Genomic DNA, 23,085 nt, shown 5'->3' with positions numbered 1-23,085 from the left:
AACATGAAATTTCATTACTACGCGGATACTGACACCCTGTATATAGACCTTTCGGAAAAAGAAAGCGCCGACTCGTTAGAAGTAGCGCCTGGCGTAGTGCTGGATTTTGACGCCGAAGGGAACCTGGTAGGCATAGATATTGACCGTGCTAGCGCCTTGATAGATTTATCGCGCTTGGAAGCCGATGGGCTTCCTCTTGGCCGCATTATGCTAACCGGGCCGGGTTCTAATATAAGCACCGCCCGGGCGGGCTGAGAACGGTACAGTTGTCCGGGAAGGTTCAGGAGTAAAATTTCTCCACAAAAAGAGGACCAATAAGATGACGGCAGGAACGCCAAAGCGCGCCTGCCGCTTTTGTTTAAAGCCGGTATTCCACGGTTTTTTGCTGGACCAGGACGTCGTAAAGGAAGCTGGCCTTGCTTAATTTTTCCAACTGCACCTCTTCGGGAACGCAGGCCAGGGGTTCAATGGGTTCCCTTACCCTGGCGATAGCCGTACCCAGGATTTCAAAACGGCGGTGGAAAGGCATTTTGGCGAAGTCAGGAGAGACGACCAGCAGGTCGATATCGCTGTCCTCCCGAGCCTCGCCCCTGGCCTGGTAACCGGGGCCAGGCATCATCACCATAAGCGCCCCCTGGTTCTAACTGCCCGCAAACTCGTACGCATGGTCTTCACGCTGCTGAGTGAAGGCCAAATTTACCAGCAAAGGAGATTAGGTAATGTAGATCCTCACATTAATTCATCCCAAAATAATTCCATGGTCGCAAATTGAACAATCTGCATCTAAAGTTAATACCAGGAGAGTATGAGAATCCTATTTCACTTTACGCCAGTATTCAAACTATAGATGGGTTTAGTCCATCTTCTGGAAGGCGTGCTGCTTGGGGGCGAATAGAGTAGAATATTGGCTGGGAGGGTTTACCATGCAGCTGATATTCTACACCACCGTGTCGCCCGAAGAGTACAGCCGCCAGGGTAAAGATTTCCCCTTTCCGGAACCCGATTGCTGCCCCCATTGCCGGATAAAGATACCGCCCCGAAAACACGGGTTCTTTCACCGCAACGTTATTACCGCTGATTTCAGCGGCCGCATCTTAATCCGGCGTTACTACTGCCAATACTGCCACTCTACCATTTCTTACTTGCCTTCCTTTTGCCTGCCCTATTTTCAGTATTGTGTTGATTTGATTTTTACCGGCCTCAGGCTTATGCTGGAGTTCAATTTCTCCCTGCGAGGTTGCCTTAAGTTTCTAAAAGGGCGCTACCCAAAGCTCTACTGGGACATCTCACACTTACAGTTTTACCTGCGCCGTTTTCTGGCCAATTTGAAATTTATCAAATTAGCCTTACGCCAATTCATGCCCCGGGTTCGGCTGCCGGAGGAAATACCCGCCAAAAAGGAAGGAGCCCAAAAGGTACTCCGCCTCATTACCACTGGATTTGCCCACATCCAGTCCTTCAGTACCAGGTTTTACGAGGCTTGGGGGTACGCTTTTATGGCTCCTTTGCGTAATATTTTAGCATAACCGGAGCTCTTCTGGTACCCCTGGAGGTGAAAAATGGCAGCAACAAAACTTTTGTCTGGGGACCGGCTATCAGAGAATGGTATCATGATACTCAAGGGCGCCTGCGGGCTGTAAGCGCTTACGGCCTCCTAAAATTTAACATTTAGTTTTAAGGAGGCTTACGGTTCTTTATGCTTTCTTCTCAAGAACGGGAAGAGATCGCCCTGAAGAAGTTTGCTTTGATTGCGCCGGTGCTTAACGGCCAGGTGGAAAGTCACCAGGAGTACTTTAAGGACCTGGCCTCTCAACCTATTGTCATGCCCCATTATGGCATAAAGCGGTATTCTCCCAAGAGTTTTGCCTGGTGGTTGTATCTCTACCGCCGCCATGGCCTGGAGGGTTTAAAACCCGGTTATCGTTCCGACCGGGGGAAAAGCCGGCGGATAACGGAAGAGATGGCCCTAAAAATCGAGGCCAAAAGGACAGAGAAACCGGGGCTAAGTGGTATCATGCTCTATGAGGAGCTGGTGAAAGACGGGGTGTTTACTCCTGACAAAGTTTCTCTATCCACCTTTTACCGCTACCTCTCCCGGCACCCGCTTCCTTCGTCTTCTCCGGCAACAAATGCTAAAGGAAAGGAAATCAAGCGCTTTGCCCACCAGTGGGTGAATGAGCTCTGGCAGGGGGATATCATGTACGGCCCTTACCTTAAAACGGCCCGGGGTAAAAGGCAGACTTACCTCATTGCTTTTATCGACGACGCTTCGCGCCTTATCCTTCATGCCCAGTTCTTCTGGGAGCAGAATTATTTGGCGGTGCGCTCTACTTTAAAAGAGGCCATCTTAAAGCGCGGCGTGCCGAAGATGATTTACACCGATAACGGCAGGGTCTACCGTTCTGGGCAGTTGGCCGTAGTCTGTGCCAGTTTAGGCTGTGCTTTGCTCCATGCCGAACCCTTCACCCCTTATGCCCGGGGTAAGATTGAGCGTTTCTTCCGGACGGTCAGGACGCGTTTCTTGCCCCGGCTGGACCTGGAGAAAATTAAATCCCTGGAGGAGTTAAACCTCCTCTTCTGGCAGTGGCTGGAGGAGGACTACCAACGCAAAATTCATAGCTCCCTGGGCCTTAGCCCCCTGGATTATTTCCTCTCCCAAGTTCAGCGGATACGCCTCTTTCCCGACCCGGCGCTTTTGGATGAGTATTTTCTCCTGCGGGTCATGCGCAAGGTTAACCATGATGCTACCTTCTCTTTGGAGAATGTCCTCTTTGAAACGGAGCCGCAGCTGGCCGGATTGCGCCTTGAGGTGCGGTACGACCCGGAGTGGCTTTTAAACCCCGCCCGGCCCGTCCTTTTGTACCGCGAAGGGTTAAAGGTGGGCGAGGCCAGGCAGGTGGACTTTGCCACCAATGCCGGCCTGAAAAGAAGAGGGCGCGGCCGCCCGGCCGGCAAGGACCGCCCACCCCTTCAGTTGCCGGGGAAGGTAAATCTCCCTCATGCGGACAACCCCCTCCCGGCACCGGCGCCTTCCGTCTCTTTTGCCGCTATCCTCACCCCAGAGAACGTTGGAGGTGAAGGGTGATGTTTACCCAGTTCTTTGGCCTTAAATTTAATCCCTTCACCAAAGAAATACCCTTCGACCAGTTGTTCTTAAGCCAGGACCTCCTGGAACTTAACTCCCGCCTGAAGTATCTCCTTAACGTCCGGGGTATTGGACTAATTACCGGCGAGGCCGGCTGTGGTAAAACTACCGCCCTCAGGAAATTTGTCAGTGAACTTAACCCGGCCCACTACAAAGCTTGTTATTTTGCCCTCTCCACCGTCACGGTGCTGGAGTTTTACCAGGGCCTGGCCCTCGCCCTGGGCGAGGAACCCAAGCATAAAAAAGTCCATATCTTCCACCAGATCCAGGCGGCTGTCAATAGCCTTTATGCCGACCGCAATATTATTCCCCTTATTGTCCTGGACGAAATCCATCTCGCTGCCAACAAAATCCTGGAGGACCTGCGCCTCCTCTTTAACTTCCAGATGGACTCCCAGAACCCCTTTGTCCTTATCCTCGCCGGCCAAAACCTTATCCGTTCCCGCCTGAGCTTAAATATTAACGCTCCTTTAAGGCAGCGCCTGGCGGTCAAGTATTTCCTCCAGGGCCTTAGGCCGGAGGAACTGCGGGATTATGTTTTGAGCCGGCTAAAACTTGCCGGCCTTCATGAGGATATTTTTACCCCCTCCGCCCTGGAGGCTATCTACGGCATAACAGGCGGCCTGCCCCGCCTGGTTAACAACCTGGTCACCACCTGCCTCATCTGTGCCTGTGGCAAGAAACAGAGGCTGATTGATGATGAGATCGTCTACCAGGCACAAAGGGAACTGGAGATTTAGAGCCGGAAGAAGGTAAGAATTTGCTAAAGCCGGGTACCAATTTGTGGTGCCCGGTTTTGGCTTTATTTAACCTTTTTGCTGGCGCAATCTTAGAATGATGTTTGTCTATATCCGGTTTAATCTGAGAAACTTTATTCTTTTGCTGCTATCTTCGTCTAATTTATTGTGAGAAGCTTTTCCGAATTAAAGTGAGAATCTACAAGGTAAGCACCTTCCTTCAACTTACTTTTATTGCTCAGGCTAGTAATTACTGCTCTAGCTTGCCTGCTTAGTTTCTTATTGCCGTTTTACGTTTTGAGGCACTAACATTGCTGGTGAAAGATGCTTGTGGTACCTACATCATAGAAAACCTTAACTGCAACTACGCCTTCGCAGCTATCCTGGACCTCATACTTGATTTTGCTGCTGCTCAACTTTTTCCGGACATTGATGACAGATTCTGGTTATCCCTGGGTTTTCTTTCAGGATGGTCGAACTTTAGTTAGAAGGAAATTAAGGATAGGTAGCGAATATAATCAAATATAATCAAAAGTAGAAAAGCGGCCGGAGCCGCCGGGAAGCAAAATTAAGGAAGCAAGGAAGAATGATAAGCACCACGAAGGTGTTGAGTCTTCACGAAGGAGCATCCAAGTGGTGCTTTTCTCTGTATATGGGCCACGGAGGCCTAATTCCCTTGAAAATGGAGGAGGGGAGGTTCCGTGGCTCTTATTTTGTCCGGGAGTTGGCGAGCAGCAGTGTGGGGTTACTTTCTAAAACGCTTGATATTTCTTGTTGTTGTAATGCTAGGGGTTTCCATCATCATCTTCGGACTGATCAACCTGGCACCCGGCGACCCGTCGAGGAGGTGGTTCTTTGGAGCTGGTACCTATCGGGAAAATCAGTAGCCCTTACCGCACAGTTCAAGAGGCACCATTCCAGGGGCGTTTTTCTGACCAGCTGGCAGAGCTGGAGATTTACCCCCAGTTTGCGGAAGGATTAAAGGATGTGGACCAGGCAACCCACCTGATTGTTCTTTACTGGTGCCATCTTGCAGCCCGGAACACGCTGCAGACCCAAACGCCCTTTGGCCCGGAAATTCGCGGCGTTTTTGCCTGCCGCTCCCCTTCCCGGCCCAACCCCATCGCTTTTGGTGTGGTTGAGTTGCTGGAAGTGAAAGGAAACCGCCTGCTGGTGCGCGGACTCGACGCTGTGGACGGAAGCCCCCTTTTGGACATAAAACCCTATTCTTCTGATGTGGATAGTATTTCGGGGGCGCGTATTGGTTGGTTCAAAAAATAAAAATTTGAGGGGGTTTGGTTAAAGATGCCTAAATTGATTGTTAGCGGCCGGGGCGGCAGCGGGAAGAGCACACTGGTGACCCTACTGGCGCGGCGGCTGGGAGAACAAGGAAAGGTCCTGGTGGTAGATGCAGACGAGTCAAATCTCGGGCTGGGTGCAATATTTGGGATCGAACCACCCGGAAAAACTCTGATGGACTACCTGGGGGGCAAAACGGCGGTAAAGGAAAAGCTGGTAGCCATGCTCAAAGGTAAAGAAAGCGAGCAGGTAGCGCTTTTTACTGAAAAAATGGCTCTGGATAGCTTACCCCCGGAATTAGTGGGCTGGGATGGACCTGTGGCTTTAATGCAGGTAGGAAAGATCGAGCACAGCATGGAGGGATGCGCCTGCCCCATGGGAGCAGTAGCGCGGGACTTCTTGAACCATCTGGCAGTGGAGGAAGGACAGTGGGTCCTGGTGGACACCGAAGCCGGAGTGGAACACTTTGGACGGGGAGTCCTGGAAGGCGTGGATGCCGTGTTGATGGTGGTGGATCCATCCCACGATGCCGTCATTCTGGCTGAGAAAGCTGCAAGACTGGCCCGGGAAGCGAAAAAGGGCTTCGGGGTTGTACTGAATAAGGTGGACGAGAAAACGGAGCCCGTTTTAAAAGAAATGCTGGCAGCTAAAGGCATCGCGATCAAGGGCTTTTTGCCTTATTCCCCGGCCGTAGCCCGGGCAAATCTTCTGGGAGTTCCTCTGGACGCAGGCGCCCTGCGGGAGGAGGTGGACAGGCTGGTGAGCGGGATTGGAGGGATGTTGAAACGAAACTAGCTATCACAACAGGTATCTCTTATTGATGATCCTGATGAGTTTCGCGTAGATCCTCATAACGGTAGGGTTCCATACGACTGGAGCAGAAAAGACGGATAGAGGAGGATAGGAAATAATGATTCTTGCGCCGCGCAAGAGAGAACAGGTGATACCGCTGCCAGTGGTTCTGATTTCCACAGTAGGAGGAAAGGATGGGGTGCGTAATATCGCTCCCTGGTCCAATATTACGCCTATTTTAAGGCCCTTTGATGATATAGTCCTGGCTTCGTGGATTAAACGGGATACATTAAATAATATCAGGGAAACGGGGGAATTTGTGGTCAACGTGCCGCCTGTCGAACTGGTAGAGGCAGTAATGATCTGTTCGCGGAATTACCCGCCGGAAGTGGACGAGTTCGAAGAGGCCAGTTTAAACCCTCGCCTGTCTCAAAAAATCCAAACGCCCGGGATTGAAGGCTGCCTGGCCTGGGCAGAGTGCACCCTGGTAGAAGAAATCAGCCGCAAGCATTATTCCCTGGTTATCGGTAAGGTGGTGCATCTGGAGGTAGATGAACGTTTCTTCAATGAAGCTGGAGAAATGGACTATGAACGGGCGAAACCGTTATCGGTAATGCTTGGTGAGCACGGAATGTGGTTTACCCGGCCGGTTTTTGCGGGTAGGTATGCAGATTACACAGAAATGTTCCTGGGTAAAAAGGATGAGGCCCCCGCTTTTACTGGCGAAAACGGGTAGAAGTTGTGTGCCCTGTAAGGATATTCCTGAAGGGGGGCGGGAGAAGAGGCCCCGGAGGAACCGGCAGGTATCTGCGAGTTTTTATTTAACCCGTTCAGGTGCCTTCACTGTGGCCATACCTGACGCGCGCAGTGCTAGAAACAATATATACAAAGTACGATAATATCGAACGAATTTGCGAATGGTTTTGCAAGGAAGCCAAAGGGTATAAAGAAATGCTTAAACAACTGAACGGTATACGACAATATAGAATATCAAGCCTGCGATGAAAGGGGGGCATCAGGCTTGAAGGTAGTAAATCTTGTGGCCGAAGTAGATGAAGAAAAGTGTAAGGCTTGCCGCACCTGCGAGCGGGTGTGCCCGGTTCTGGCCATCAAGGTGGAGAACGGGAAGGCGGTAGTAAATCCGGAGCGCTGCCGGGGTTGTGCAGCCTGTGAACAGCGTTGCCCTGACTACGCCATTACCATGGCCAAAAGGGAAGAGCCTGTAGTAGTAGGGGTAAGCATGAATAGTGTAGATTATAACCAAGTCATAGAGCTCTGCCTGCGGGCCAGGCTCCATCCGGAGCAGATAATTTGCTGCTGCACCTCAACTAGGGCGGAAGAGGTGGCTGCGGCTATCTTACTCGGAGCACGTTCCCCGGAAGATGTTTCCTTCACGACCGCAGCCAGGACGGGCTGCAAAGTGGGGTGCATTCAGTCCATATTGAGGCTCCTGGGGGCAGCGGGTATTGAACCGTCTCCTCCTAAAGGAGGCTGGCAATGGTACTGCCGGACTCCCACAGTATGGGATATTCCCGAGAAAGTGAAACAGAGGTACACCGGAAGAGGATTCCGCTTTGAGGATGATATCAGGCTTTTGGAGCGGGTAATAGCGGCCCCCCTGCAAGGGGTGATAGTGATTCCCATGAGAGGAAGGAGGAAAGCTTAAATACGTCCGCCTATACCGCCAATACCTCCCCGCAAATCCCAGTACGGTATTGACCCCTCTCTCCTACGGAAGAGGGTGTGTGAGCTTCCGGGGATGACCTCGGTTCTCCTTAAGGAACTCTTCTTCGATCTATCCGAGGTCATATGTTCCGATGACCATAAAACTATAACTATAAACCATGGAGTAAAGGAGGAGTAAGATGAAAGTCGCCTATTTTGACTGCTTTTCTGGTATCAGCGGGGATATGTGTTTGGGAGCCTTGCTGGCCAATGGCCTTTCTCCAGAAGAACTGATAGCTGGATTAAAAGACTTGGCACTAGAAGGATGGGAACTTAAGATCAAGGAAGTTAAACATCAAGGTATTACAGCTGTGGATGTACAAGTGCAGGTACAAGATCACCATCACCACCGTCACTTGGAAGATATTTTAAGAATAATAAACGACAGCCCGCTGCCTGTGCCGGTGCGGGAAAAGGCTACGGCTATCTTCCGGCGCTTGGCTCAGGCTGAAGCTCAGGTGCATGGCATTAGTCCGGAAGAGGTACACTTCCATGAAGTAGGAGCCGTCGATGCCATTATCGATATCGTAGGAACCGTCCTGGGTCTGCACCTTCTGGGTATTGCACGAGTTATGTCATCGCCGCTACCCCTGGGTTCGGGTTGGACCGAATGCCATCACGGCAGATTGCCTGTACCGGCGCCGGCGACCCTTTACCTACTCCAGGGTTATCCTGTTTACGGTACGGAAGTTGAAGCGGAAGTGGTAACTCCAACTGGTGCAGCTATCATTACTACTTTGGCTGACAGGTTTGGTCCTTTTCCACCTATGAATTTGATCAGCGTTGGCTTTGGCGCGGGCAAAACCAAGTTGCCTCATCCTAACATTTTGCGCTTGGCTTTAGGGGAAATGAGCGACACAGCGGGAAAAGGGGAAGATAGCATACTGGTCCTCGAAACCACCATTGATGACATGAACCCTGAGTTTTTCCCTGTCCTCATGGAGCAGGTTTTGGGTGCCGGAGCTGTGGATGCGTACTTTATACCAGTACATATGAAAAAAGGTCGTCCCGGCCTCCTTTTTACAGTTCTTTGTCCGGAGAGCCGTCTTGCTGCAGTAGCGGCGGCAATATTCCGCCATTCCAGCACCTTGGGTCTACGCTTTCGCCGCGACCAAAAACTGATCTGCCAGCAACAGATTACTGAAGTGCTTACGCCCTATGGACCGGTTGCTGTAAAATGGGGGCTCTATCATGATCATGAGGGTCAGGCAATCACTAACATAGCACCGGAGTACGAATCTTGTCGCCAGGTTGCTCTGGCCGCCGGTGTACCTATAAAGGAAGTCTACACAGCTGCTTTGGCCGCCGCTAGGTCCGTACTAGTTAATTCCTGACAAAGTTAGATGGCCACATCACTTACACTGACTTTTGCTGTTTCTATTGGCGGCTCGTACAGAGGCAGATTACCGGGAGAAAGAGTTTTCTCGGGAAGAGGTCCAGGAATATATTGAGTTTGAGAAGAAGGATTTGCAGCAGATTGATGAATTGGCATATGAGCTTGGAAGCTATTCGTCACAAATCCAGGTGCTCATGGACCAGGTTTAACGTCTCGCCGAAGCGCTGGAAGTGGACGACTTCCCTTTCGCGCAAGAACTTCAAGGTGTCGCTAACATCTGGGTCGTCGGAGAGCTGGATCAGGTATTCGTAAGTGGAACGGGCCTTTTGCTCGACGGCCATATTCTCATGGAGATCGGTGACCGGGTCACCCTTGGACTGGATGTAGGTGGCCGTCCAGGGGGCGCCGGCGGCGTTGACAAAGTAGAGGGCGCGGTCGTGGTCGGCATAGTAGCCGTCCAGGCCGGCGCGTTTGATTTCTTCCAGGGGAGCGTCTTTTATGAGGTTATAGACTACCCAGATTTATACTGCCGGCAACTTCCTGCAGGTAACTGGTACTGGTTACCAGCCTGACGGCCGGTTTCTGAACCAGCAGGGAAATGAAATTGCTCCTTTAACTGATCGGAACCTGGAATTAATGCTTTTGGGCGGGTTGTTAAACAGTGACGCCCGGTTAGAGGCAACAATTTCTTTTGCACCTCATTCATACGGTTTCTCGCCTCCTGGTGGGTTTGTTTGTTTTGAGTCTATTATTTTTTTACCAGGAGGCTTTTTTATTGGCAACACCTACCTTAATTCATTACAGGAATGCTTGTATGGAAATGCTATAATGGTTTCAGGGAGGTGTCTGCATGACCCGTGAGGCTTTGATAAAAGAACTCCTGAAGCTCTCGCCTGCTGAATTGAAGCATGTGCGGCTGGACGTAATTTACCGCACGGTAGCACCGCTTGTAGCGGTGGATTTATTTATTGGTTTATACGCCGCAGGAGTTTGCCGAACTGGCTAGAACCCGACCGTTTATTCGGCAAATAATAAGTGAGGGGAAGATACTCTATGAGGCCAGAATATGCTCTGGAAGCTAAAAGATGGCTGAAGCAGGCCCGGTGCCTGGTTTCCGGGCCGGGGAAATAGGTGGTGTTCCTCACCGCCCTGGACACACCATTGAGATTGGCTGTGCTTTGGGGGCATGGCGGTTAGTCCGAAAATAGCCTTTAGTCTATTTTCATTAGGTGGTTGTGCCTCCCGGGCATGGCCGGTTAGTACGAAAATAGTCCTTAACCCTATTTTCAAAGTGGTTGTGCTCCCTGGGCATAAGGGGTTAGCAGGCAAATCGCTGCAAGCTAAGATACTAGAACTATGCTATAAGGCAGGTGCGGAAAGAATATGGCGAAACAAGAAAAGGTTGATCCCTGGCGGGCTGTTTATCAGTTCAAGGTGACACTGAGGGATGTCCATCCGCCCGTATGGCGGAGGTTCCAGGTGACCCGCGACATTTCTCTTTACCGGCTGCACCTGGTGCTGCAGGCTGTGATGGGGTGGTGGAACTATCACCTTTACCAGTTCATTATCCGCGGAACTTACTACTGCGACCCCGATCCCGAGTTTGATGCGGAGTATGTGAACGCCAGAAGAGTGAAGCTCTGGCAGGTGTTAACCAGGCCCAGGATGAAGTTCCTTTACGAATACGACTTTGGCGACGGTTGGGAACACGAGTTGGTGCTGGAGAAGATACTGCCACCCGCTGAGGGAACCCCCTATCCTATATGCCTGGAGGGCGCCCGGGCCTGCCCTCCGGAGGATTGCGGCGGATCGTGGGGTTACGCAAGGATGCTCGAAATTCTATCCAATCCGGACCATGAAGAATATGAGGAAACGGTCGAGTGGCTGGGCGGGGAGTTCGACCCGGAGGCGTTCGATATAGAAGAAGTCAACCGGCGGCTCAGGCGCCTGAGGGTGAGGTAGTACCGACCACCGGGGCTTTAATTGTTTTTCATGGCCGCTTTTTCACCCTTTTTCACCTATGATGGTGTTGTGGCACCGGGCTCGTAAGGGCCACCTTTCGGGCCAGGCTGTTCCATAAAACCTTAACCCCCAGAGGTGCGGTCAGGACGAGCCCGCTTTCTGCTCTGCCTGACCGTGTATGTCCGGCGACTTTTGCCGGAGGAAAACCTACGTGCGACCAAAGCTCTAGAGGATATTGCCGTATAAAATGAAACCGTACAGATTATATAGCGAGAAATTCAGAGAACTCGCAGTTCCCAGATGCGCGGGTCTTCCAGGCCCAGGCGCCAGACACCGATGCCAGGGAGGTTGTACTCCCGCACCAGGCCTAGCTTTGTGCTAAAGCTCCGTACATCTTCAAACCATACTACATGGGAAATATTATCCTCTACATAACTAAAGGTGGATTCCTGGGCCGCTTGGTCATAATAGATAGTGGCACCCACGCGGCGAGCAAGTTCTACGGCTTGGCTGTGGGAGAGAGTTATGGGAATAGGCGCTCCTTCAGCCCAGTCGTAACCATAAACAGCCATACCGAGGCGTATTTTTTCCCGGGGGATAACGCTTACAGCATAGTCCAGTACCCGACGGACAAAACCCATGGAAGCGATAGGGCCGGGTGTAGCGAAATGTTCGTCGTAAGCTAGAATATAGACCTGGTCACTAAGTGCTCCTAGTTCCGGATAACTAAAAGCGCCCGAGAAGGGGTGGCGGGGGTTATCCTCCAGTTCTGCCGGTACGGAAATGGTGGTTAAAAAGCCTGCCGTACGGAGGGCCTGGGAGAGCTGACGCATAAAGCTTGTCAAAGAGGGACGATCCTCCGGAGGCACAAATTCAAAATCGATATTTACGCCGGCAAACCCCCAGCGGTACATGAGGGTTAAGATATTGTTTACCAATGTCTGGCGCAAGCTTGGCGTAGTCAGCAAGCGGTGTATCAGGGGTCTATACTGGGGACTGGAATAGTTGTGGACGATGGCCAGCACAGGGAGATTATATTGCCGGATGGCCGCTAGGCCTTCGGTATCGGCTTGATCCACGAGGCTTCCTGTTTCGGTTACGCCAAACCAGAAAGGTAGGATATATCTTAACTGGCCGCCGTGGCTGCGTAAGGAAGCTAACCCCGGAGGATCAGGAACATAATACCAGTTGTTTTCTACCTGCCGTTCCTGCAAGGCCATACTTAAAACACCTCCTGTTCATAATTATATAATATGTTATTCCTGGCAAATGTGTCCAGGAAACCTGGCGTCACGCTATAAAAAAGGATGCAATGAAGTGCGGTTGCAGGCGCCGGGCCTCGGCCCGTTCCATTTCTTCTTTTATTTCTCTAACTTTGGTGACATCCATGGTATCCCTGGCCAGGGCTCGCTCTTCGAGAAGTTGTTGCAGCGCCTGGGCTTGGAAGCCCATGCCAGCGCTCTCAACCCGGTGGCGATTTTGATTACCAAGGCTTTATGCTGAAATTCCGAAAGGGTTACCGGAAATTGTAATTAGAACAGTTACGGAAAACTATCGTACGTTGAAATTTAAGGACTATGGATTTGAAGAAGATGAGTAATGTCAAGGTAGGAAGGTAGGCGCCCAGGTTATTTCTCAGAGAAATATATAACCAGAAAAACCAGTAACAGTAATAAAATAACATCGCAACAAGGCACTATAAGCCCCGGGGAAATCATTATCTGGTATTGTCTGTTGAATGTTTAATTATGTTAGTGTAAAATAGTGGAAGAAATGCCTGGTAACTAATATCCCGGGGGGATGGATCTGGTGGATGAAAAAATTATTTATTCTATGGCAAAGCGTATAGAAGAGAAATTTAATCCAGAAAAGATTATTGTTTTCGGCTCTTGGGCTAAAGGAGAAGCAGGGCCAAACAGCGATGTAGATATCCTAGTCATAATGGACTGTGCCCGGGAAAAAAAACGTCAGATGCAGGTGGCAATCCGCAAAGAACTGCGGGAATTCAAGGTGCCCAAGGATGTTATAGTTGCCAGCCTTTCTGACATTAACAAACATAAAGACTCCTGGTGGACAGTTTATCATCCCGCTCTTAAAGAAGGGGTTGTGATGTATGAACGTTGAGGAAAGGAAACAAGAGGCGCTCAAGTGGTTGAAAAAGCTAAGGGGGATTTACGGGTAGCCCGGCTGGCTTTTACGGATAGGGAAGGGCCGGAGTATGGCGTGGCATGTTACTTGGCGCAACAATGCGCGGAAAAAAGCTTGAAGGCTTTTTTGATCAGCACAGGAATTGAGTTTGCATATAAACATGACCTTGAGTACCTAATCGAGCTATTTCCGGATGAAGATAAGGCCGCCTTTGCTGGTATAGAGCTTGAATGGTTAAGCGATTGGGTTACTGAAGGCCGTTACCCTGGTGACTGGCCCGAAGCTACCCATGAAGATGCTAAGAAAGCGATCGCGATGGCAGAGGCTATATACAATAATATCGTTGAAGCTTTAGAAACTGGGGAGTCCTGTAGGTAAAACGTTCAAAGCGGAAGGGCCTGACAAAGGATGTATTTTATAACATTATGTAGGTGGGGGAGGCTAACCCCCATATTTGATTTTAATAGTACTTTTTCCGCTCCAGGTGCTCATGGACCAGGTTTAACGTTTATCCGAAGCGCTGGAAATGAACGACTTCCCTTTCGCGCAAGAACTTCAAGGTATCGCTGACATCCGGGTCGTCGGAGAGCTGGATCAGGTATTCGTAAGTGGAACGGGCCTTCTGTTCGGCGGCCATATTCTCATGGAGATCGGTGACGGGGTCGCCCTTGGACTGGATGTAGGTGGCTGTCCAGGGAGCCCCTTCCGCGTTGACGAAGTAGAGGGCGCGGTCGTGGTCGGCATAGTAGCCGTCCAGGCCGGCCCTTCTTATTTCTTCCAGGGGAGCGTCTTTTATGAGGTAAGCGTAAAATAACCCCCACCTTGCATCTAAGGTGGGGGCTAAAACAAGCTTAATTATTCATCCGGCAAACAGGAGGCAAAGTTTCCGACCACGGTAGGAGTTGATCCAGGGCATTTTTATCCTTGAGGTCCAGGTTGGGAAGTTTTTCAAAGAGGTAAATGAGATAGTGGAAGGGATTTAACCCGTTTTCTTTGGCCGTTTCTATGATGCTGTAGGTAATGGCGCTGGCTTTGGCACCCCGGGGAGTATTGGCAAACAACCAGTTCTTACGGCCGATGACGAAGGGCTTGATGGAGCGCTCGCTGCGGTTGTTGTCAAGTTCCAGACGCCCGTCTTGCAAGAAGGTTACGAGTTTATCCCACTGGCCCAGGCAATAGTAAATGGCCTGGCCAAAGGAACTTTTGGGCAGTACCCGGGCTTTCTGGTTTTTTAGCCATGCCAAAAAGGCGTCCAGCACGGGTCGGCTGCGCACCTGGCGGATTTGATATCGTTCCTCTGGTGTTTTATCTTTCAACTCGCGCTCTATGGCAAAGAGCCGGTTGCAGTACTCCAGCCCCTCCCGGGCGGCCACTGCTGCATTGCGTTTATCTTCCGGCAGGGCCTTTAAGGCTTCGTCGAACTTGCGCCGGGCGTGGGCCCAGCAGCCGACCAGGGTGACATCTGGAAGCTCATTGTAGCCGGCGTAGCCGTCGACGTGCAAATAACCCTTAAAACCCGCCAGGAAGCGGCGGGGGTGTTTGCCGGCCCGGGTGGTCTGGTAGTCGTAAAGGACGATTGACGGTCCATCCCGCCCGGTACGGTAAAGCCAAAGGTAAGACTTGGTGGCAGCTTCCCTTCCGGGTTCCTGGAGCACCTGTAAGGTGGTCTCGTCGGCATGGAGGATATCTTTTTGCACCAGGTGTTCATGCAGGCGGTCGTAAATAAGGGCTAACCACTTATTTGCCCCGTACAGCACCCAGTTGGCCATTGTCTGGCGAGAGAGTTCAATCCCCAAACCTTTAAACTGCTGCTCCTGGCGGTAGAGGGGCAGACCTGCCCCGTATTTCTGGGTCATGATATAGGCCATGAGGGAGGGAGATACCGGGCTGCCGGGAAGTATGGGCGCCGGAATAGGTGCCGTGATAACGGGAGTGGTTATCTCTTCCCGCTCGCAGCGGCGGCAGGAATAAACGTAGCGCACATGTTTGACCACTTTCACCTGGGCCGGGATTATTTTGAGTTCCTGCCGCACCTCGGTGCTCATCTCATGCAAAGGGCCGCCGCAGGCAGGACAGACCCGTTCTTCTTCCGGCAGGCGGTGCTCTACTACTTCTACCGGCAGGTCTTCCAGGTTCATCTCCCGGCGGCTGGGTGTTTTACGGCGCTGGTAGGTGATGGTCTCTAAAGCCGGTTCAGGCGCCTCCGGCCGGGCTTCCACTTCCGCCTCATTAAAAAGCAAGAGCTGCTCTTCTTCTAAAGGCCTGGTCCGTTCGCTGGAAACACCGAATTGCCGCTTCTTGCTTAAACGAAACTGCTCCATAAACCAATTCAGTTTAGCGGTCAGTTCGGCGACCTGTTGTTCCAATTGGACACAGCGCTCTCGCAGTTCCTCTATGGTCATGGTATCTATAGACTGAGCAGTATTCATGCTTTAATGATTCGACAAATCGCGTCGAATTCCTCTAGAATTAACCACAAAGTGAAAATATTTCTCCCTGACGACTTCTATTACAAGATGATACGCGCTTTTACCTCAGGATGGGCTTTAGGCTGTTTTAAGGGGAGGCCGTCAAGCAGCCAGCGCAGCTCCCGGCGAGTGACGGTGATGGTGGAAGTAGTGGTATCTTGAGGCCATACGAATTTACCCTTCTCCAGCCGGCGGTAATAAAGCCAGAAGCCGTTGTGCTCCCAGTGGAGGATCTTTAGTTTATCCCTATTTCGGTTACAGAAAACGAAAAGGCAAGAAGAGAAGGGGTCCAGCTCGAACCCTTCCTTAACCAGCACCGCCAGGCCATCAATGGACTTGCGCAGATCCGTTGCGCCGCAGGCGAGATAAACCCGGTCGATGCCCGCTTCGTTTAGCATAAAGCTACCAGCACCTTAACCACCTGAGAAAGCAAGGCGGGATCAAAGCCGGATCTTACCTCGATGCTGGCCGGTCCTATTTTGACCAGTAAAGTATGGCCCTGTTCTATAGATGTCTGGTCGGTTACTTCTACCGGCAACCACCGATTTGATTTTCCCGAGGAAACTACATCTTGGTTTTTATACTTCCGCAGCCAGTACCATAATTGTTTGGGGCTAACGTCTTCATGGGCGGCGCACCATTCTTTAACGCTTTGCCCGCTCATCTTATATTCGGCTATCCGGGTTTCCCATAGTGCTTGCCGTTCGGCTTTGGTCATAAAGAAATTCCTCCTCAGCCTGTGTTCTGAAGAGGATTATCCCCTATACTCGGATATTGCGCCAAGGTGGGTTGTATTTGACGCTTACTTTATGAGGTTATAGACCAGGGTAGCCACAATCTCCATGTGGGCCAGCTCTTCCGTGCCGATGTCCGTCAGAACTGCCTTGGCCTGGGGGAGGGGCATGGTGTAGCGCTGGGTGAGGTAGCGTAGAGATGCAGCGAGCTCGCCGTCGGGCCCGCCGGACTTCAAATTTTGTTATCCAAGACTAAAAGAGAAACAGGTAAAAAACCTTGCTCCTGTTGGCAGGAACGGCAAAGCGTTCCTGCTGCTTTTGTTTAAAGCCGGTATTCTACGGTTTTTTGCCGGGCCAGGACGTCGTAAAGGAAACTAGCCTTGCTCAATTTTTCCACCTGCACTTCTTCAGGAGTGCAGGCTAGGGGTTCAATTGGCTGCATTACCCTGGCCAGGGCTTTGCCCAGCACTTCATAGCGGCGATACAGGGGCATTTGAGCAAAATCGGATGATACTACCAGTAAATCTATATCGCTATCTTCTCTAGCATCGCCTCTGGCCTGGGAGCCAAACAGAATGATCTTGTCGATCTGGATACCTTGATTTTTTAGAGCATCAGCAAACTGCTCTATAATTGCTTGAATATCTGGTCTTTCTTTATCCATTCCAGTATCTCCTTTGTTTTAACAAGATAATCTTGAGCAACATTACGGGAATAAGTTTTTCGTGCGGCAGCAAGGTCTTTAGGGTAACGGGCCCCCGAACCTATGGCATCCAACGTTCCTAAAAATTCAAGGTGTTCTTCTACTAAATTAACCTGCCCTAACTTCACAAGGAGTAATAATTTATGCGTTTTAGGAGGGGTTTTATCTGTTCGCAGAGCAACGACAGCTTTCAGGATTTTTTCTAGAGCTAACTGGCACATATAAATCATGTAAAGGTATTTTCTAGCGTGGAACATAGCTTTAGCGGTGGAAAAATCGTATTCGGCCTGCTCCATCCATTCCTTGACTTCTGGCGACACCCACAACACCTCACCCATATGATACCACATTCTGTAAGAAAGGCCAACACTAATTTTTTAAACTCATTTTATAATCTAATCCGATAAGTGACTTACTTAAAAAAGCCCCTTTACCGGGGCTTTAGCTTTAATAATACTTTTTACGCTCCAGGTAATCGTATACAAGGTTTAACGTCTCGCCGAAGCGCTGGAAGTGGACGACTTCCCTTTCGCGCAAGAACTTGAGAGTGTCGCTAACATCGGGGTCGTCGGAGAGCTGGATCAGGTATTCGTATGTCGAACGAGCCTTTTGTTCGGCAGCCATATTTTCATAGAGGTCGGTGACCGGGTCACCCTTGGACTGGATGTAGGTGGCCGTCCAGGGGGCGCCGGCGGCGTTGACAAAGTAGAGGGCGCGGTCGTGGTCGGCATAGTACCCGTCCAGGCCGGCGCGTTTGATTTCTTCTAGGGGAGCGTCTTTTATCAGGTTATAGACCAGGGTGGCCACGATCTCCATGTGGGCCAGCTCTTCCGTGCCGATGTCCGTCAGAACTGCCTTGGCCTGGGGGAGGGGCATGGTGTAGCGCTGGGTGAGGTAGCGTAGAGAGGCAGCAAGCTCGCCGTCGGGCCCGCCATACTGGGTGATGATTACCTTGGCTAGGCGGGGGTTGGGGCCACCGACGCGCACAGGGTACTCCAGTTTTTTTTCATAAATCCACATTTTGAATCCCTCCGCCTAAAAAGTTGTTTCCCAGGGCCAGGGTTCGTCAATCCAGCGCCAGGCCTGGGGACTGGGCGTACTGCCGTAATTTGTTAAAGGACCGTAAAGGTTTTCGTATTCCTTTTTTGCCGCCAGCAGGGCTTCGCTGGCGGCATTATATTCCGCTAACGCCCGGTAGTCCTCGGGATGGGTGTCCAGGTAAAGGTTAAAGTCTACGCAAGTAAATTCCAGGGCCATAATTTTCTTTAGCAGATTTAAGCGTTGAGGATCCATCATTTCTCCCTCCGCCAGGTTGTTTTAAGGTGTCCGCCGGGGCTGGTAAGGCTGGAAGAGTTCGGGGAAAATCGTCCCCCGGGCCAGGCCTTCCATAGGGTCCCACCTGTTAGTAAAACGCTGCCAGGGTACATAGGCCCGGGCCAGCTGGTAAGAAAAGGATTGTTTTTCTACCTGCTCGTCGCCGGGACGGACAGTAATACTACGCTTTCCTTGCTGGTCGGCAGTCATAATAGACCTCCTCTCCTAAAAATCGCTAATTTATATTATGATGGATAGGGGAGGAAGGGTTACCAGAAGATAAGCTTGATGCCACCTGTATCCAGGTTTAAGCCCGGTACTCCTGCAACAAGGAGAAGGGTGCGGCATTTCCTAAGGAGGCTAAGGGCAATCGCCCTTTGGTGGCCCTCGGTGCCGGCCTGGTGACTGGCATTTCAGCCAATGGTTGACGCCAAGGGGTTTCTCGTATATAATTTAATTAAAATCAAAAGGGAGTAGCTCGTAGGCCTTATGGCCTGTTGACCAGGGCGACAGTACGCATCGGTAAGAGCCGCCCTGGTCCCAGGGGCTTAACTTGGGAGCAAGACCTTTGTTTAGTGCTTTTTTGCACTGAACAAAGGTTTTTTATTTACATTTTTTAACTTGCTAAGGGTTATTGTAGTGATAAAGCTCTACACAAACTGGGAGGAGGATTATGAGTTGCCAGAGAAGAAATGGTATGCCATGGAGATCCATCAGGTCTGCCAGGAACTTAATTCAGACCTGCACCAGGGGCTGAATCAAGAGGAGGCCAACGAACGATTAAAGATCTACGGCCCCAATGTTTTAAAAGAGCCGCCCCCCCGCAGCCTTTTTTCCATGTTTATAGGGCAGCTAAAGGAAATTCTGGTCTTAATCCTGATTGGAGCGGCGATCATCTCGGGTATCCTGGGCGAATGGGAAGATTCTATTGTTATCCTTGTTATCGTAGTGTTGAATGCCGTTCTGGGCGTGTATCAAGAGAATAAAGCTGAACAGGCCCTTAAAGCTTTAAAGGAGATGACCAAACCTGCAGCCAAAGTGATCCGGAACGGAATGGTAACGCAGGTTGACGCAGGCGAACTGGTCCCTGGTGATATAGTATTATTAGATGCAGGAGATTCTGTACCGGCTGATGCCAGGCTGATCGAGGCGGCTTCCCTACGGGCAAACGAAGCCGCCTTAACGGGCGAGTCGGTACCGGTAGAAAAGGACCCTGCCATGATAGCGGCCGGTGAAGTCCCGGTGGGCGATCGGAAAAACATGCTCTTTATGGGTACTATTATTACCAGCGGACGCGGCAAGGCCCTGGTGGTGGAAACAGGGATGAACACCCAACTGGGTCGGATCGCGCAACTGCTTCAGGAAACGCCGCTGGAGCCTACACCGCTGCAGCGGCGGTTGAATGAACTTGGTAAAACTTTGGGAATGGCTGCAGGATTCATCGTGGCCCTGGTGTTTGCCACCGGGTTGTGGCGGGGCGAAGATGTTCTGGAAATGTTTATGACAGCCATCAGCCTGGCAGTAGCAGCAGTTCCGGAAGGCCTGCCCGCCGTAGTGACCATTGTGCTCGCCCTGGGCGTTACCAGGATGAGCCAGCGGCAGGCTGTTATTAGAAAACTGCCGGCGGTAGAGACCCTGGGCACTGCAACTGTTATTTGTTCTGACAAGACAGGTACCCTTACCAAAAATGAAATGACTGTTACCCAGATTTATACTGCCGGCAACTTCCTGCAGGTAACTGGTACTGGTTACCAGCCTGACGGCCGGTTTCTGAACCAGCAGGGAAATGAAATTGCTCCTTTAACTGATCGGAACCTGGAATTAATGCTCCTGGGCGGGTTGTTAAACAGTGACGCCCGGTTAGAGGCAACAGAGAAGGGTTACCGCGTAATCGGCGATCCCACGGAGGGAGCCCTGGTAGTGGTAGCAGCCAAAGCGGGTTTGATAAGGGAGGAGGTGGAGAAGACCTACCCCCGGCTAGCCGAAATCCCTTTTGATTCCGCCCGCAAAATGATGACCACCTTTCACCATATAGATGGCTCAATCCAATCCTTTACCAAGGGAGCCCCCGATGTATTGCTGGCCCGCTCTACCGGAGTAATGACCGGGCAAGGAATTGAACCTCTAACTGGAGAAATGCGTACCCGGCTTTTGCAAATTAACTCTCAGTTGGCGTCCCAGGGGCAACGCGTACTGGCCCTGGCTGTCCGCCGGTGGCCTGAAATTCCGGCTGGCCTCTCACCGGATACCGCCGAGCAGGACCTTACCTTTGTCGGTTTTTATGCCATGCAGGATCCACCGCGTCCCGAGGTCAAGGAAGCGGTGGCTGTCAGCCGCCGGGCAGGCATCCGGACGGTAATGATCACCGGTGACCACCAGGAAACAGCTATGGCCATCGCGAAAGAACTGGGTATCTGGCAGCAGGGTGACGGCGTCCTGACCGGTGCGCAACTGGACCAGATGGACGACCAACAACTGAAAGAGGTGGTAAACCGCGTCACCGTCTACGCCAGGGTATCCCCTGAGGATAAGCTCCGCATCGTAGCAGCCCTAAAGGAACACAAACATGTGGTGGCCATGACCGGCGATGGTGTCAATGACGCCCCGGCCCTCAAACGGGCCGATATCGGGGCTGCTATGGGGATTACCGGTACCGAGGTAGCCAAAGAAGCCTCAGATATGGTATTATTAGACGACAATTTTGCCACCATCGTCAATGCGGTTGAAGAAGGGCGAACCATCTACGACAATATTCGCAAGTCTATCCAGTATCTCCTTTCCTGCAACACCGGTGAGATTGTAGCTATCTTTTCTGCCATTTTACTGGGATTGGGTAGTCCCCTGACTCCCATCCAGATACTATGGTTAAACCTGGTTACTGACGGTCCTCCTGCCCTGGCCCTGGGCCTGGAGCCACCCGAAAAAGGCGTTATGGACCGTCCACCCCGTAAACCCAAGGAAGGAGTGTTTGCCGGGGGCATGGGCATTAACATCGTGTGGCAGGGTACCATGATCGGGCTGCTGGCTCTGTTTTCATACTGGCTGGCCCTTAGCTGGGGACGGACCCTGGAGGAAGCCCATACCATGGCTTTTGTAACCATGGCTCTGTCGCAACTGGTGCACTCCTTCAATGTCCGGAGCATGGATCAATCCCTCCTGTCCATAGGATTGGGAAGTAACCGCAGTTTGGTGTATGCTTTCTTGGCGTCAATATCTCTCCAGGTGGCTGTAGTATTGATTCCTTTTTTGCGAGGTATCTTTGAGACGGCGGTGTTGCGTACCGGCGACTGGGCGGTGGTCCTGAGCCTGAGCCTTGTCCCCATGGTGGCTGTGGAAATAAGTAAACTTTTGGGCAAGCTGAAGGTTGGCAAAAAAGGGTAGACTTTGATGCCGGTTAATGTTGATGCCCTCGGGGCCTGCTCGCCGCTGCCCGGACTACTTTGGCATCCTACGGCATAGGGGAAATACGCCCTTGTCACAACCTTAGCCTCAACGGCAGGAGGACTTTTTGGCCGCTGGAGGGAACACACATGTATCATATACGTGCTGTAACTTTTGACGCCTATGGAACGCTTTTCAATATCGAGGGTCTGCATGCTAAAGCCACAGAACTAATATTACAAGCCAACTCTTTTCCGGCCGACCCTGTAGCTTTTCACCAGGAGTGGGATAAGTTTGCTGATAAACTAATCATGGCGGGGCCTTTCTCTAAGCTCTGGGTGGTTTTTGATCAAGCATTGGATATGACCTTCAGGCAATTCGGCTTTCGTGGGAGGCGAGTTCCCAATGACCTGGAAATATGGTTGCGAATGATAGAAAACTGTCAGGTTTATACCGCTGCTCCTGTAGTAGTTGAGGCTGTGGGCCGTCAATTCAGGACGGCTTTGATTTCCAACACTGACAATCACGAGTTATCTATAGCTTTAATGAGACACGGACTAAAATTCGATGCCATTGTGACTTCAGAAGACGCCAGAGCTTACAAGCCCTCGCCTGTGATTTTCCAGCAGGCGGCTGAGCTTTTAAAGTGTAATCCGGAAGAGATCATTCATGTAGGGGATTCTTTCATTGCCGATGTTGTAGGCGCCAAGGGCTTTGGAGCTACTGCCGTATGGTTGAACCGTAAAAGGGCCAAACTTCAAAATCAGCCTGTACAGCCTGATTATATAGTTGAATGTCTAGAGGAAGTTCTGGACATTATAGGTGACCTGGTAAACTAAAGGACCGTTATATTACCAGCGTTAACTCTGGGTGTAAATTAAAAGCAGGATGAGGTGATATAAATGACCCGTAAAGGGCAGCTTGAAGATGATATCAGTAAAGCATTAATGAAATTTGAAAAGGAATATCTGGGCCGGGGACCCCAGGAAGTTAAAACCTTTATCATTGAAGACCAGATCTTTATCCGTCTCAAGGGAGTTTTAACTCCGGCCGAACAACACCTGGCTCATAGCCATGAAGGTAAAATTTTGATTAAGAAAGTACGTACTCAGTTGTTGGAGGATTCCCGTCCGTTATTAGAAAAAATGATCCAGGAATTCACCGGTCAGAAGGTAATAAGTTTGCATACTGATATTAGCACCGTCACAGGAGAAAGGATTCTGGTTTTTACCCTTGAGGCTAATCTTGAAGCCCTAGTTGATTAAGCTTGCCTTTACCATAACTATAGTATATAATAACACGGGGTAGCGATGGGGGATTCTCCTTTAATCGAGGGAGAAG

Annotated in this window: 28 protein-coding genes and 3 pseudogenes; 16 read left to right on the top strand and 15 right to left on the bottom strand. The window is 51.0% G+C overall.

The genetic code is table 11. The features are described from left to right. Positions 1–3 precede the first annotated feature (3 nt). Positions 4–255 (top strand): DUF2283 domain-containing protein, encoded by a 252-nt coding sequence (locus tag E308F_RS10555; RefSeq protein WP_141264864.1) that lies wholly within the window; start codon positions 4–6, stop codon positions 253–255. Positions 256–358: 103 nt separating this feature from the next. Here E308F_RS10555 and E308F_RS10550 read toward each other — a convergent pair whose 3' ends face one another. Next, the gene (locus tag E308F_RS10550) at positions 359–616 is read right to left on the bottom strand and encodes a nucleotidyltransferase domain-containing protein (protein ID WP_253260469.1); all 258 of its coding nucleotides are present in this window, start codon (positions 614–616) and stop codon (positions 359–361) included. A gap of 307 nt (positions 617–923) precedes the next feature. Between E308F_RS10550 and E308F_RS10540 the strand changes: the two genes are divergently transcribed. The 8 genes from E308F_RS10540 to larC all read left to right on the top strand — a co-directional run bounded on the left by E308F_RS10540 (position 924) and on the right by larC (position 9,032). Beyond that, positions 924–1,526 (top strand): DUF6431 domain-containing protein, encoded by a 603-nt coding sequence (locus E308F_RS10540; protein ID WP_141264861.1) that lies wholly within the window; start codon positions 924–926, stop codon positions 1,524–1,526. 170 nt (positions 1,527–1,696) lie between these two features. Further along, positions 1,697–3,085 carry a DDE-type integrase/transposase/recombinase gene (locus E308F_RS10535; RefSeq protein ID WP_141264860.1) on the top strand — a complete coding sequence of 463 codons (1,389 nt, stop codon included), beginning with the start codon at positions 1,697–1,699 and terminating at the stop codon, positions 3,083–3,085. Continuing rightward, positions 3,085–3,885, top strand: coding sequence for an ExeA family protein (locus E308F_RS10530; protein ID WP_141264859.1), 801 nt, complete (start codon positions 3,085–3,087; stop codon positions 3,883–3,885). The genes E308F_RS10535 and E308F_RS10530 overlap by 1 nt, the downstream gene beginning before the upstream one ends. Positions 3,886–4,737: 852 nt before the next feature. Then, the gene (gene tsaA, locus E308F_RS10520) at positions 4,738–5,163 is read left to right on the top strand and encodes a tRNA (N6-threonylcarbamoyladenosine(37)-N6)-methyltransferase TrmO (protein ID WP_141264857.1); all 426 of its coding nucleotides are present in this window, start codon (positions 4,738–4,740) and stop codon (positions 5,161–5,163) included. A gap of 24 nt (positions 5,164–5,187) precedes the next feature. Continuing rightward, positions 5,188–5,976 (top strand): nitrogenase reductase, encoded by a 789-nt coding sequence (locus E308F_RS10515; RefSeq protein ID WP_141264856.1) that lies wholly within the window; start codon positions 5,188–5,190, stop codon positions 5,974–5,976. Positions 5,977–6,091: 115 nt separating this feature from the next. After that, positions 6,092–6,709, top strand: a complete 618-nt coding sequence (locus tag E308F_RS10510) for a flavin reductase family protein (RefSeq protein WP_141264855.1) — start codon at positions 6,092–6,094, stop codon at positions 6,707–6,709. A gap of 285 nt (positions 6,710–6,994) precedes the next feature. Then, on the top strand, positions 6,995–7,639 hold the full coding sequence (locus tag E308F_RS10505) for a (2Fe-2S)-binding protein (RefSeq protein ID WP_141264854.1): 645 nt from the start codon (positions 6,995–6,997) through the stop codon (positions 7,637–7,639). Positions 7,640–7,838: 199 nt separating this feature from the next. Next, on the top strand, positions 7,839–9,032 hold the full coding sequence (gene larC, locus E308F_RS10500; RefSeq protein WP_141264853.1) for a nickel pincer cofactor biosynthesis protein LarC: 1,194 nt from the start codon (positions 7,839–7,841) through the stop codon (positions 9,030–9,032). A gap of 5 nt (positions 9,033–9,037) precedes the next feature. Here larC and E308F_RS16220 read toward each other — a convergent pair whose 3' ends face one another. Together E308F_RS16220 and E308F_RS10495 are read right to left on the bottom strand one after the other, a co-directional pair. Next, positions 9,038–9,214: a hypothetical protein gene (locus tag E308F_RS16220; protein WP_216364513.1), complete on the bottom strand. Its 177-nt coding sequence runs from the start codon at positions 9,212–9,214 to the stop codon at positions 9,038–9,040. Beyond that, positions 9,211–9,549: pseudogene (locus E308F_RS10495) on the bottom strand (manganese catalase family protein); the annotation flags it as partial. The pseudogene E308F_RS10495 and the gene E308F_RS16220, both read right to left, overlap by 4 nt. 335 nt (positions 9,550–9,884) lie before the next feature. Between E308F_RS10495 and E308F_RS15880 the strand changes: the two are divergent. Both E308F_RS15880 and E308F_RS10490 read left to right on the top strand, forming a co-directional pair. Next, positions 9,885–10,040 (top strand): hypothetical protein, encoded by a 156-nt coding sequence (locus tag E308F_RS15880; protein WP_172613604.1) that lies wholly within the window; start codon positions 9,885–9,887, stop codon positions 10,038–10,040. 377 nt (positions 10,041–10,417) lie between these two features. Beyond that, positions 10,418–10,996 (top strand): plasmid pRiA4b ORF-3 family protein, encoded by a 579-nt coding sequence (locus E308F_RS10490; RefSeq protein WP_141264852.1) that lies wholly within the window; start codon positions 10,418–10,420, stop codon positions 10,994–10,996. Between the two features lie 278 nt (positions 10,997–11,274). Here E308F_RS10490 and E308F_RS10485 read toward each other — a convergent pair whose 3' ends face one another. Both E308F_RS10485 and E308F_RS15875 read right to left on the bottom strand, forming a co-directional pair. Continuing rightward, positions 11,275–12,216, bottom strand: coding sequence for a glycosyl hydrolase family 18 protein (locus E308F_RS10485; protein WP_141264851.1), 942 nt, complete (start codon positions 12,214–12,216; stop codon positions 11,275–11,277). Positions 12,217–12,286: 70 nt separating this feature from the next. After that, positions 12,287–12,448 (bottom strand): hypothetical protein, encoded by a 162-nt coding sequence (locus E308F_RS15875; protein ID WP_172613897.1) that lies wholly within the window; start codon positions 12,446–12,448, stop codon positions 12,287–12,289. Between the two features lie 348 nt (positions 12,449–12,796). Here E308F_RS15875 and E308F_RS10480 point away from each other — a divergent pair, with 348 nt between their 5' ends. Beyond that, on the top strand, positions 12,797–13,120 hold the full coding sequence (locus E308F_RS10480) for a nucleotidyltransferase domain-containing protein (RefSeq protein WP_236712971.1): 324 nt from the start codon (positions 12,797–12,799) through the stop codon (positions 13,118–13,120). Between the two features lie 24 nt (positions 13,121–13,144). Beyond that, complete coding sequence (locus E308F_RS10475; protein WP_216364512.1) at positions 13,145–13,522, top strand: HEPN domain-containing protein; 378 nt, start codon at positions 13,145–13,147, stop codon at positions 13,520–13,522. Positions 13,523–13,652: 130 nt separating this feature from the next. On the opposite strand, the pseudogene E308F_RS10470 reads toward E308F_RS10475, so the two are convergent. From E308F_RS10470 to E308F_RS10425, 10 genes and pseudogenes are all read right to left on the bottom strand, one after another. Continuing rightward, positions 13,653–13,943: pseudogene (locus E308F_RS10470) on the bottom strand (manganese catalase family protein); the annotation flags it as partial. Positions 13,944–13,995: 52 nt separating this feature from the next. Further along, the gene (gene tnpC / locus E308F_RS10465; protein WP_141264850.1) at positions 13,996–15,573 is read right to left on the bottom strand and encodes an IS66 family transposase; all 1,578 of its coding nucleotides are present in this window, start codon (positions 15,571–15,573) and stop codon (positions 13,996–13,998) included. A gap of 80 nt (positions 15,574–15,653) precedes the next feature. Then, positions 15,654–16,010: an IS66 family insertion sequence element accessory protein TnpB gene (gene tnpB, locus E308F_RS10460; RefSeq protein WP_141264849.1), complete on the bottom strand. Its 357-nt coding sequence runs from the start codon at positions 16,008–16,010 to the stop codon at positions 15,654–15,656. Continuing rightward, complete coding sequence (gene tnpA / locus E308F_RS10455; RefSeq protein WP_172613896.1) at positions 16,004–16,330, bottom strand: IS66 family insertion sequence element accessory protein TnpA; 327 nt, start codon at positions 16,328–16,330, stop codon at positions 16,004–16,006. The genes tnpB and tnpA overlap by 7 nt, the downstream gene beginning before the upstream one ends. 87 nt (positions 16,331–16,417) lie before the next feature. Continuing rightward, positions 16,418–16,582, bottom strand: a pseudogene (locus E308F_RS10450) (manganese catalase family protein); the annotation flags it as partial. 86 nt (positions 16,583–16,668) lie between these two features. Next, entirely contained in the window at positions 16,669–17,010 is a 342-nt protein-coding gene (locus E308F_RS10445) for a nucleotidyltransferase domain-containing protein (RefSeq protein WP_011392910.1), read from the bottom strand. Further along, entirely contained in the window at positions 16,974–17,369 is a 396-nt protein-coding gene (locus E308F_RS10440) for a HEPN domain-containing protein (protein WP_216364511.1), read from the bottom strand. Before E308F_RS10440 ends, E308F_RS10445 begins: the two co-directional genes overlap by 37 nt. Before the next feature lie 127 nt (positions 17,370–17,496). After that, positions 17,497–18,069, bottom strand: a complete 573-nt coding sequence (locus E308F_RS10435) for a manganese catalase family protein (protein WP_141264847.1) — start codon at positions 18,067–18,069, stop codon at positions 17,497–17,499. Positions 18,070–18,084: 15 nt separating this feature from the next. Beyond that, positions 18,085–18,342, bottom strand: a complete 258-nt coding sequence (locus tag E308F_RS10430; protein WP_141265246.1) for a spore coat protein CotJB — start codon at positions 18,340–18,342, stop codon at positions 18,085–18,087. A 24-nt stretch (positions 18,343–18,366) separates the two neighbouring features. Beyond that, on the bottom strand, positions 18,367–18,573 hold the full coding sequence (locus E308F_RS10425) for a spore coat associated protein CotJA (RefSeq protein ID WP_141264846.1): 207 nt from the start codon (positions 18,571–18,573) through the stop codon (positions 18,367–18,369). A gap of 492 nt (positions 18,574–19,065) precedes the next feature. Between E308F_RS10425 and E308F_RS10420 the strand changes: the two genes are divergently transcribed. The 3 genes from E308F_RS10420 to E308F_RS10410 all read left to right on the top strand — a co-directional run bounded on the left by E308F_RS10420 (position 19,066) and on the right by E308F_RS10410 (position 23,009). Further along, entirely contained in the window at positions 19,066–21,744 is a 2,679-nt protein-coding gene (locus tag E308F_RS10420) for a calcium-translocating P-type ATPase, SERCA-type (RefSeq protein ID WP_141265245.1), read from the top strand. A 149-nt stretch (positions 21,745–21,893) separates the two neighbouring features. Next, on the top strand, positions 21,894–22,583 hold the full coding sequence (locus E308F_RS10415) for an HAD family hydrolase (RefSeq protein ID WP_141264845.1): 690 nt from the start codon (positions 21,894–21,896) through the stop codon (positions 22,581–22,583). A gap of 63 nt (positions 22,584–22,646) precedes the next feature. Beyond that, positions 22,647–23,009, top strand: a complete 363-nt coding sequence (locus E308F_RS10410; RefSeq protein ID WP_054937201.1) for a DUF2294 domain-containing protein — start codon at positions 22,647–22,649, stop codon at positions 23,007–23,009. Positions 23,010–23,085: the final 76 nt, after the last annotated feature.

The organism is Moorella sp. E308F (assembly GCF_006538365.1).
Lineage (GTDB): Bacteria > Bacillota > DSM-521 > Neomoorellales > Neomoorellaceae > Neomoorella.
This window is presented reverse-complemented; position numbering and strand designations above follow the sequence as displayed.

What these genes read in the sequence shown, in the direction of transcription:
- E308F_RS10540 (WP_141264861.1), top strand. Translation starts at nt 924, where the DNA reads ATGCAGCTGATATTCTACACCACCGTGTCGCCCGAAGAGTACAGCCGC.
- tnpA (WP_172613896.1), bottom strand. Translation starts at nt 16,330, where the DNA reads ATGACCAAAGCCGAACGGCAAGCACTATGGGAAACCCGGATAGCCGAA.
- E308F_RS10425 (WP_141264846.1), bottom strand. Translation starts at nt 18,573, where the DNA reads ATGACTGCCGACCAGCAAGGAAAGCGTAGTATTACTGTCCGTCCCGGC.
- E308F_RS10480 (WP_236712971.1), top strand. Translation starts at nt 12,797, where the DNA reads ATGGATCTGGTGGATGAAAAAATTATTTATTCTATGGCAAAGCGTATA.
- E308F_RS10515 (WP_141264856.1), top strand. Translation starts at nt 5,188, where the DNA reads ATGCCTAAATTGATTGTTAGCGGCCGGGGCGGCAGCGGGAAGAGCACA.
- E308F_RS10410 (WP_054937201.1), top strand. Translation starts at nt 22,647, where the DNA reads ATGACCCGTAAAGGGCAGCTTGAAGATGATATCAGTAAAGCATTAATG.
- E308F_RS10485 (WP_141264851.1), bottom strand. Translation starts at nt 12,216, where the DNA reads ATGGCCTTGCAGGAACGGCAGGTAGAAAACAACTGGTATTATGTTCCT.
- E308F_RS10445 (WP_011392910.1), bottom strand. Translation starts at nt 17,010, where the DNA reads ATGGATAAAGAAAGACCAGATATTCAAGCAATTATAGAGCAGTTTGCT.
- tnpC (WP_141264850.1), bottom strand. Translation starts at nt 15,573, where the DNA reads ATGAATACTGCTCAGTCTATAGATACCATGACCATAGAGGAACTGCGA.
- E308F_RS10550 (WP_253260469.1), bottom strand. Translation starts at nt 616, where the DNA reads ATGCCTGGCCCCGGTTACCAGGCCAGGGGCGAGGCTCGGGAGGACAGC.
- E308F_RS15875 (WP_172613897.1), bottom strand. Translation starts at nt 12,448, where the DNA reads ATGGGCTTCCAAGCCCAGGCGCTGCAACAACTTCTCGAAGAGCGAGCC.
- E308F_RS10510 (WP_141264855.1), top strand. Translation starts at nt 6,092, where the DNA reads ATGATTCTTGCGCCGCGCAAGAGAGAACAGGTGATACCGCTGCCAGTG.
- E308F_RS10535 (WP_141264860.1), top strand. Translation starts at nt 1,697, where the DNA reads ATGCTTTCTTCTCAAGAACGGGAAGAGATCGCCCTGAAGAAGTTTGCT.
- E308F_RS10435 (WP_141264847.1), bottom strand. Translation starts at nt 18,069, where the DNA reads ATGTGGATTTATGAAAAAAAACTGGAGTACCCTGTGCGCGTCGGTGGC.
- E308F_RS10555 (WP_141264864.1), top strand. Translation starts at nt 4, where the DNA reads ATGAAATTTCATTACTACGCGGATACTGACACCCTGTATATAGACCTT.
- E308F_RS10530 (WP_141264859.1), top strand. Translation starts at nt 3,085, where the DNA reads ATGTTTACCCAGTTCTTTGGCCTTAAATTTAATCCCTTCACCAAAGAA.
- E308F_RS10415 (WP_141264845.1), top strand. Translation starts at nt 21,894, where the DNA reads ATGTATCATATACGTGCTGTAACTTTTGACGCCTATGGAACGCTTTTC.
- E308F_RS10420 (WP_141265245.1), top strand. Translation starts at nt 19,066, where the DNA reads ATGGAGATCCATCAGGTCTGCCAGGAACTTAATTCAGACCTGCACCAG.
- larC (WP_141264853.1), top strand. Translation starts at nt 7,839, where the DNA reads ATGAAAGTCGCCTATTTTGACTGCTTTTCTGGTATCAGCGGGGATATG.
- E308F_RS15880 (WP_172613604.1), top strand. Translation starts at nt 9,885, where the DNA reads ATGACCCGTGAGGCTTTGATAAAAGAACTCCTGAAGCTCTCGCCTGCT.
- tnpB (WP_141264849.1), bottom strand. Translation starts at nt 16,010, where the DNA reads ATGCTAAACGAAGCGGGCATCGACCGGGTTTATCTCGCCTGCGGCGCA.
- E308F_RS10490 (WP_141264852.1), top strand. Translation starts at nt 10,418, where the DNA reads ATGGCGAAACAAGAAAAGGTTGATCCCTGGCGGGCTGTTTATCAGTTC.
- E308F_RS10430 (WP_141265246.1), bottom strand. Translation starts at nt 18,342, where the DNA reads ATGGATCCTCAACGCTTAAATCTGCTAAAGAAAATTATGGCCCTGGAA.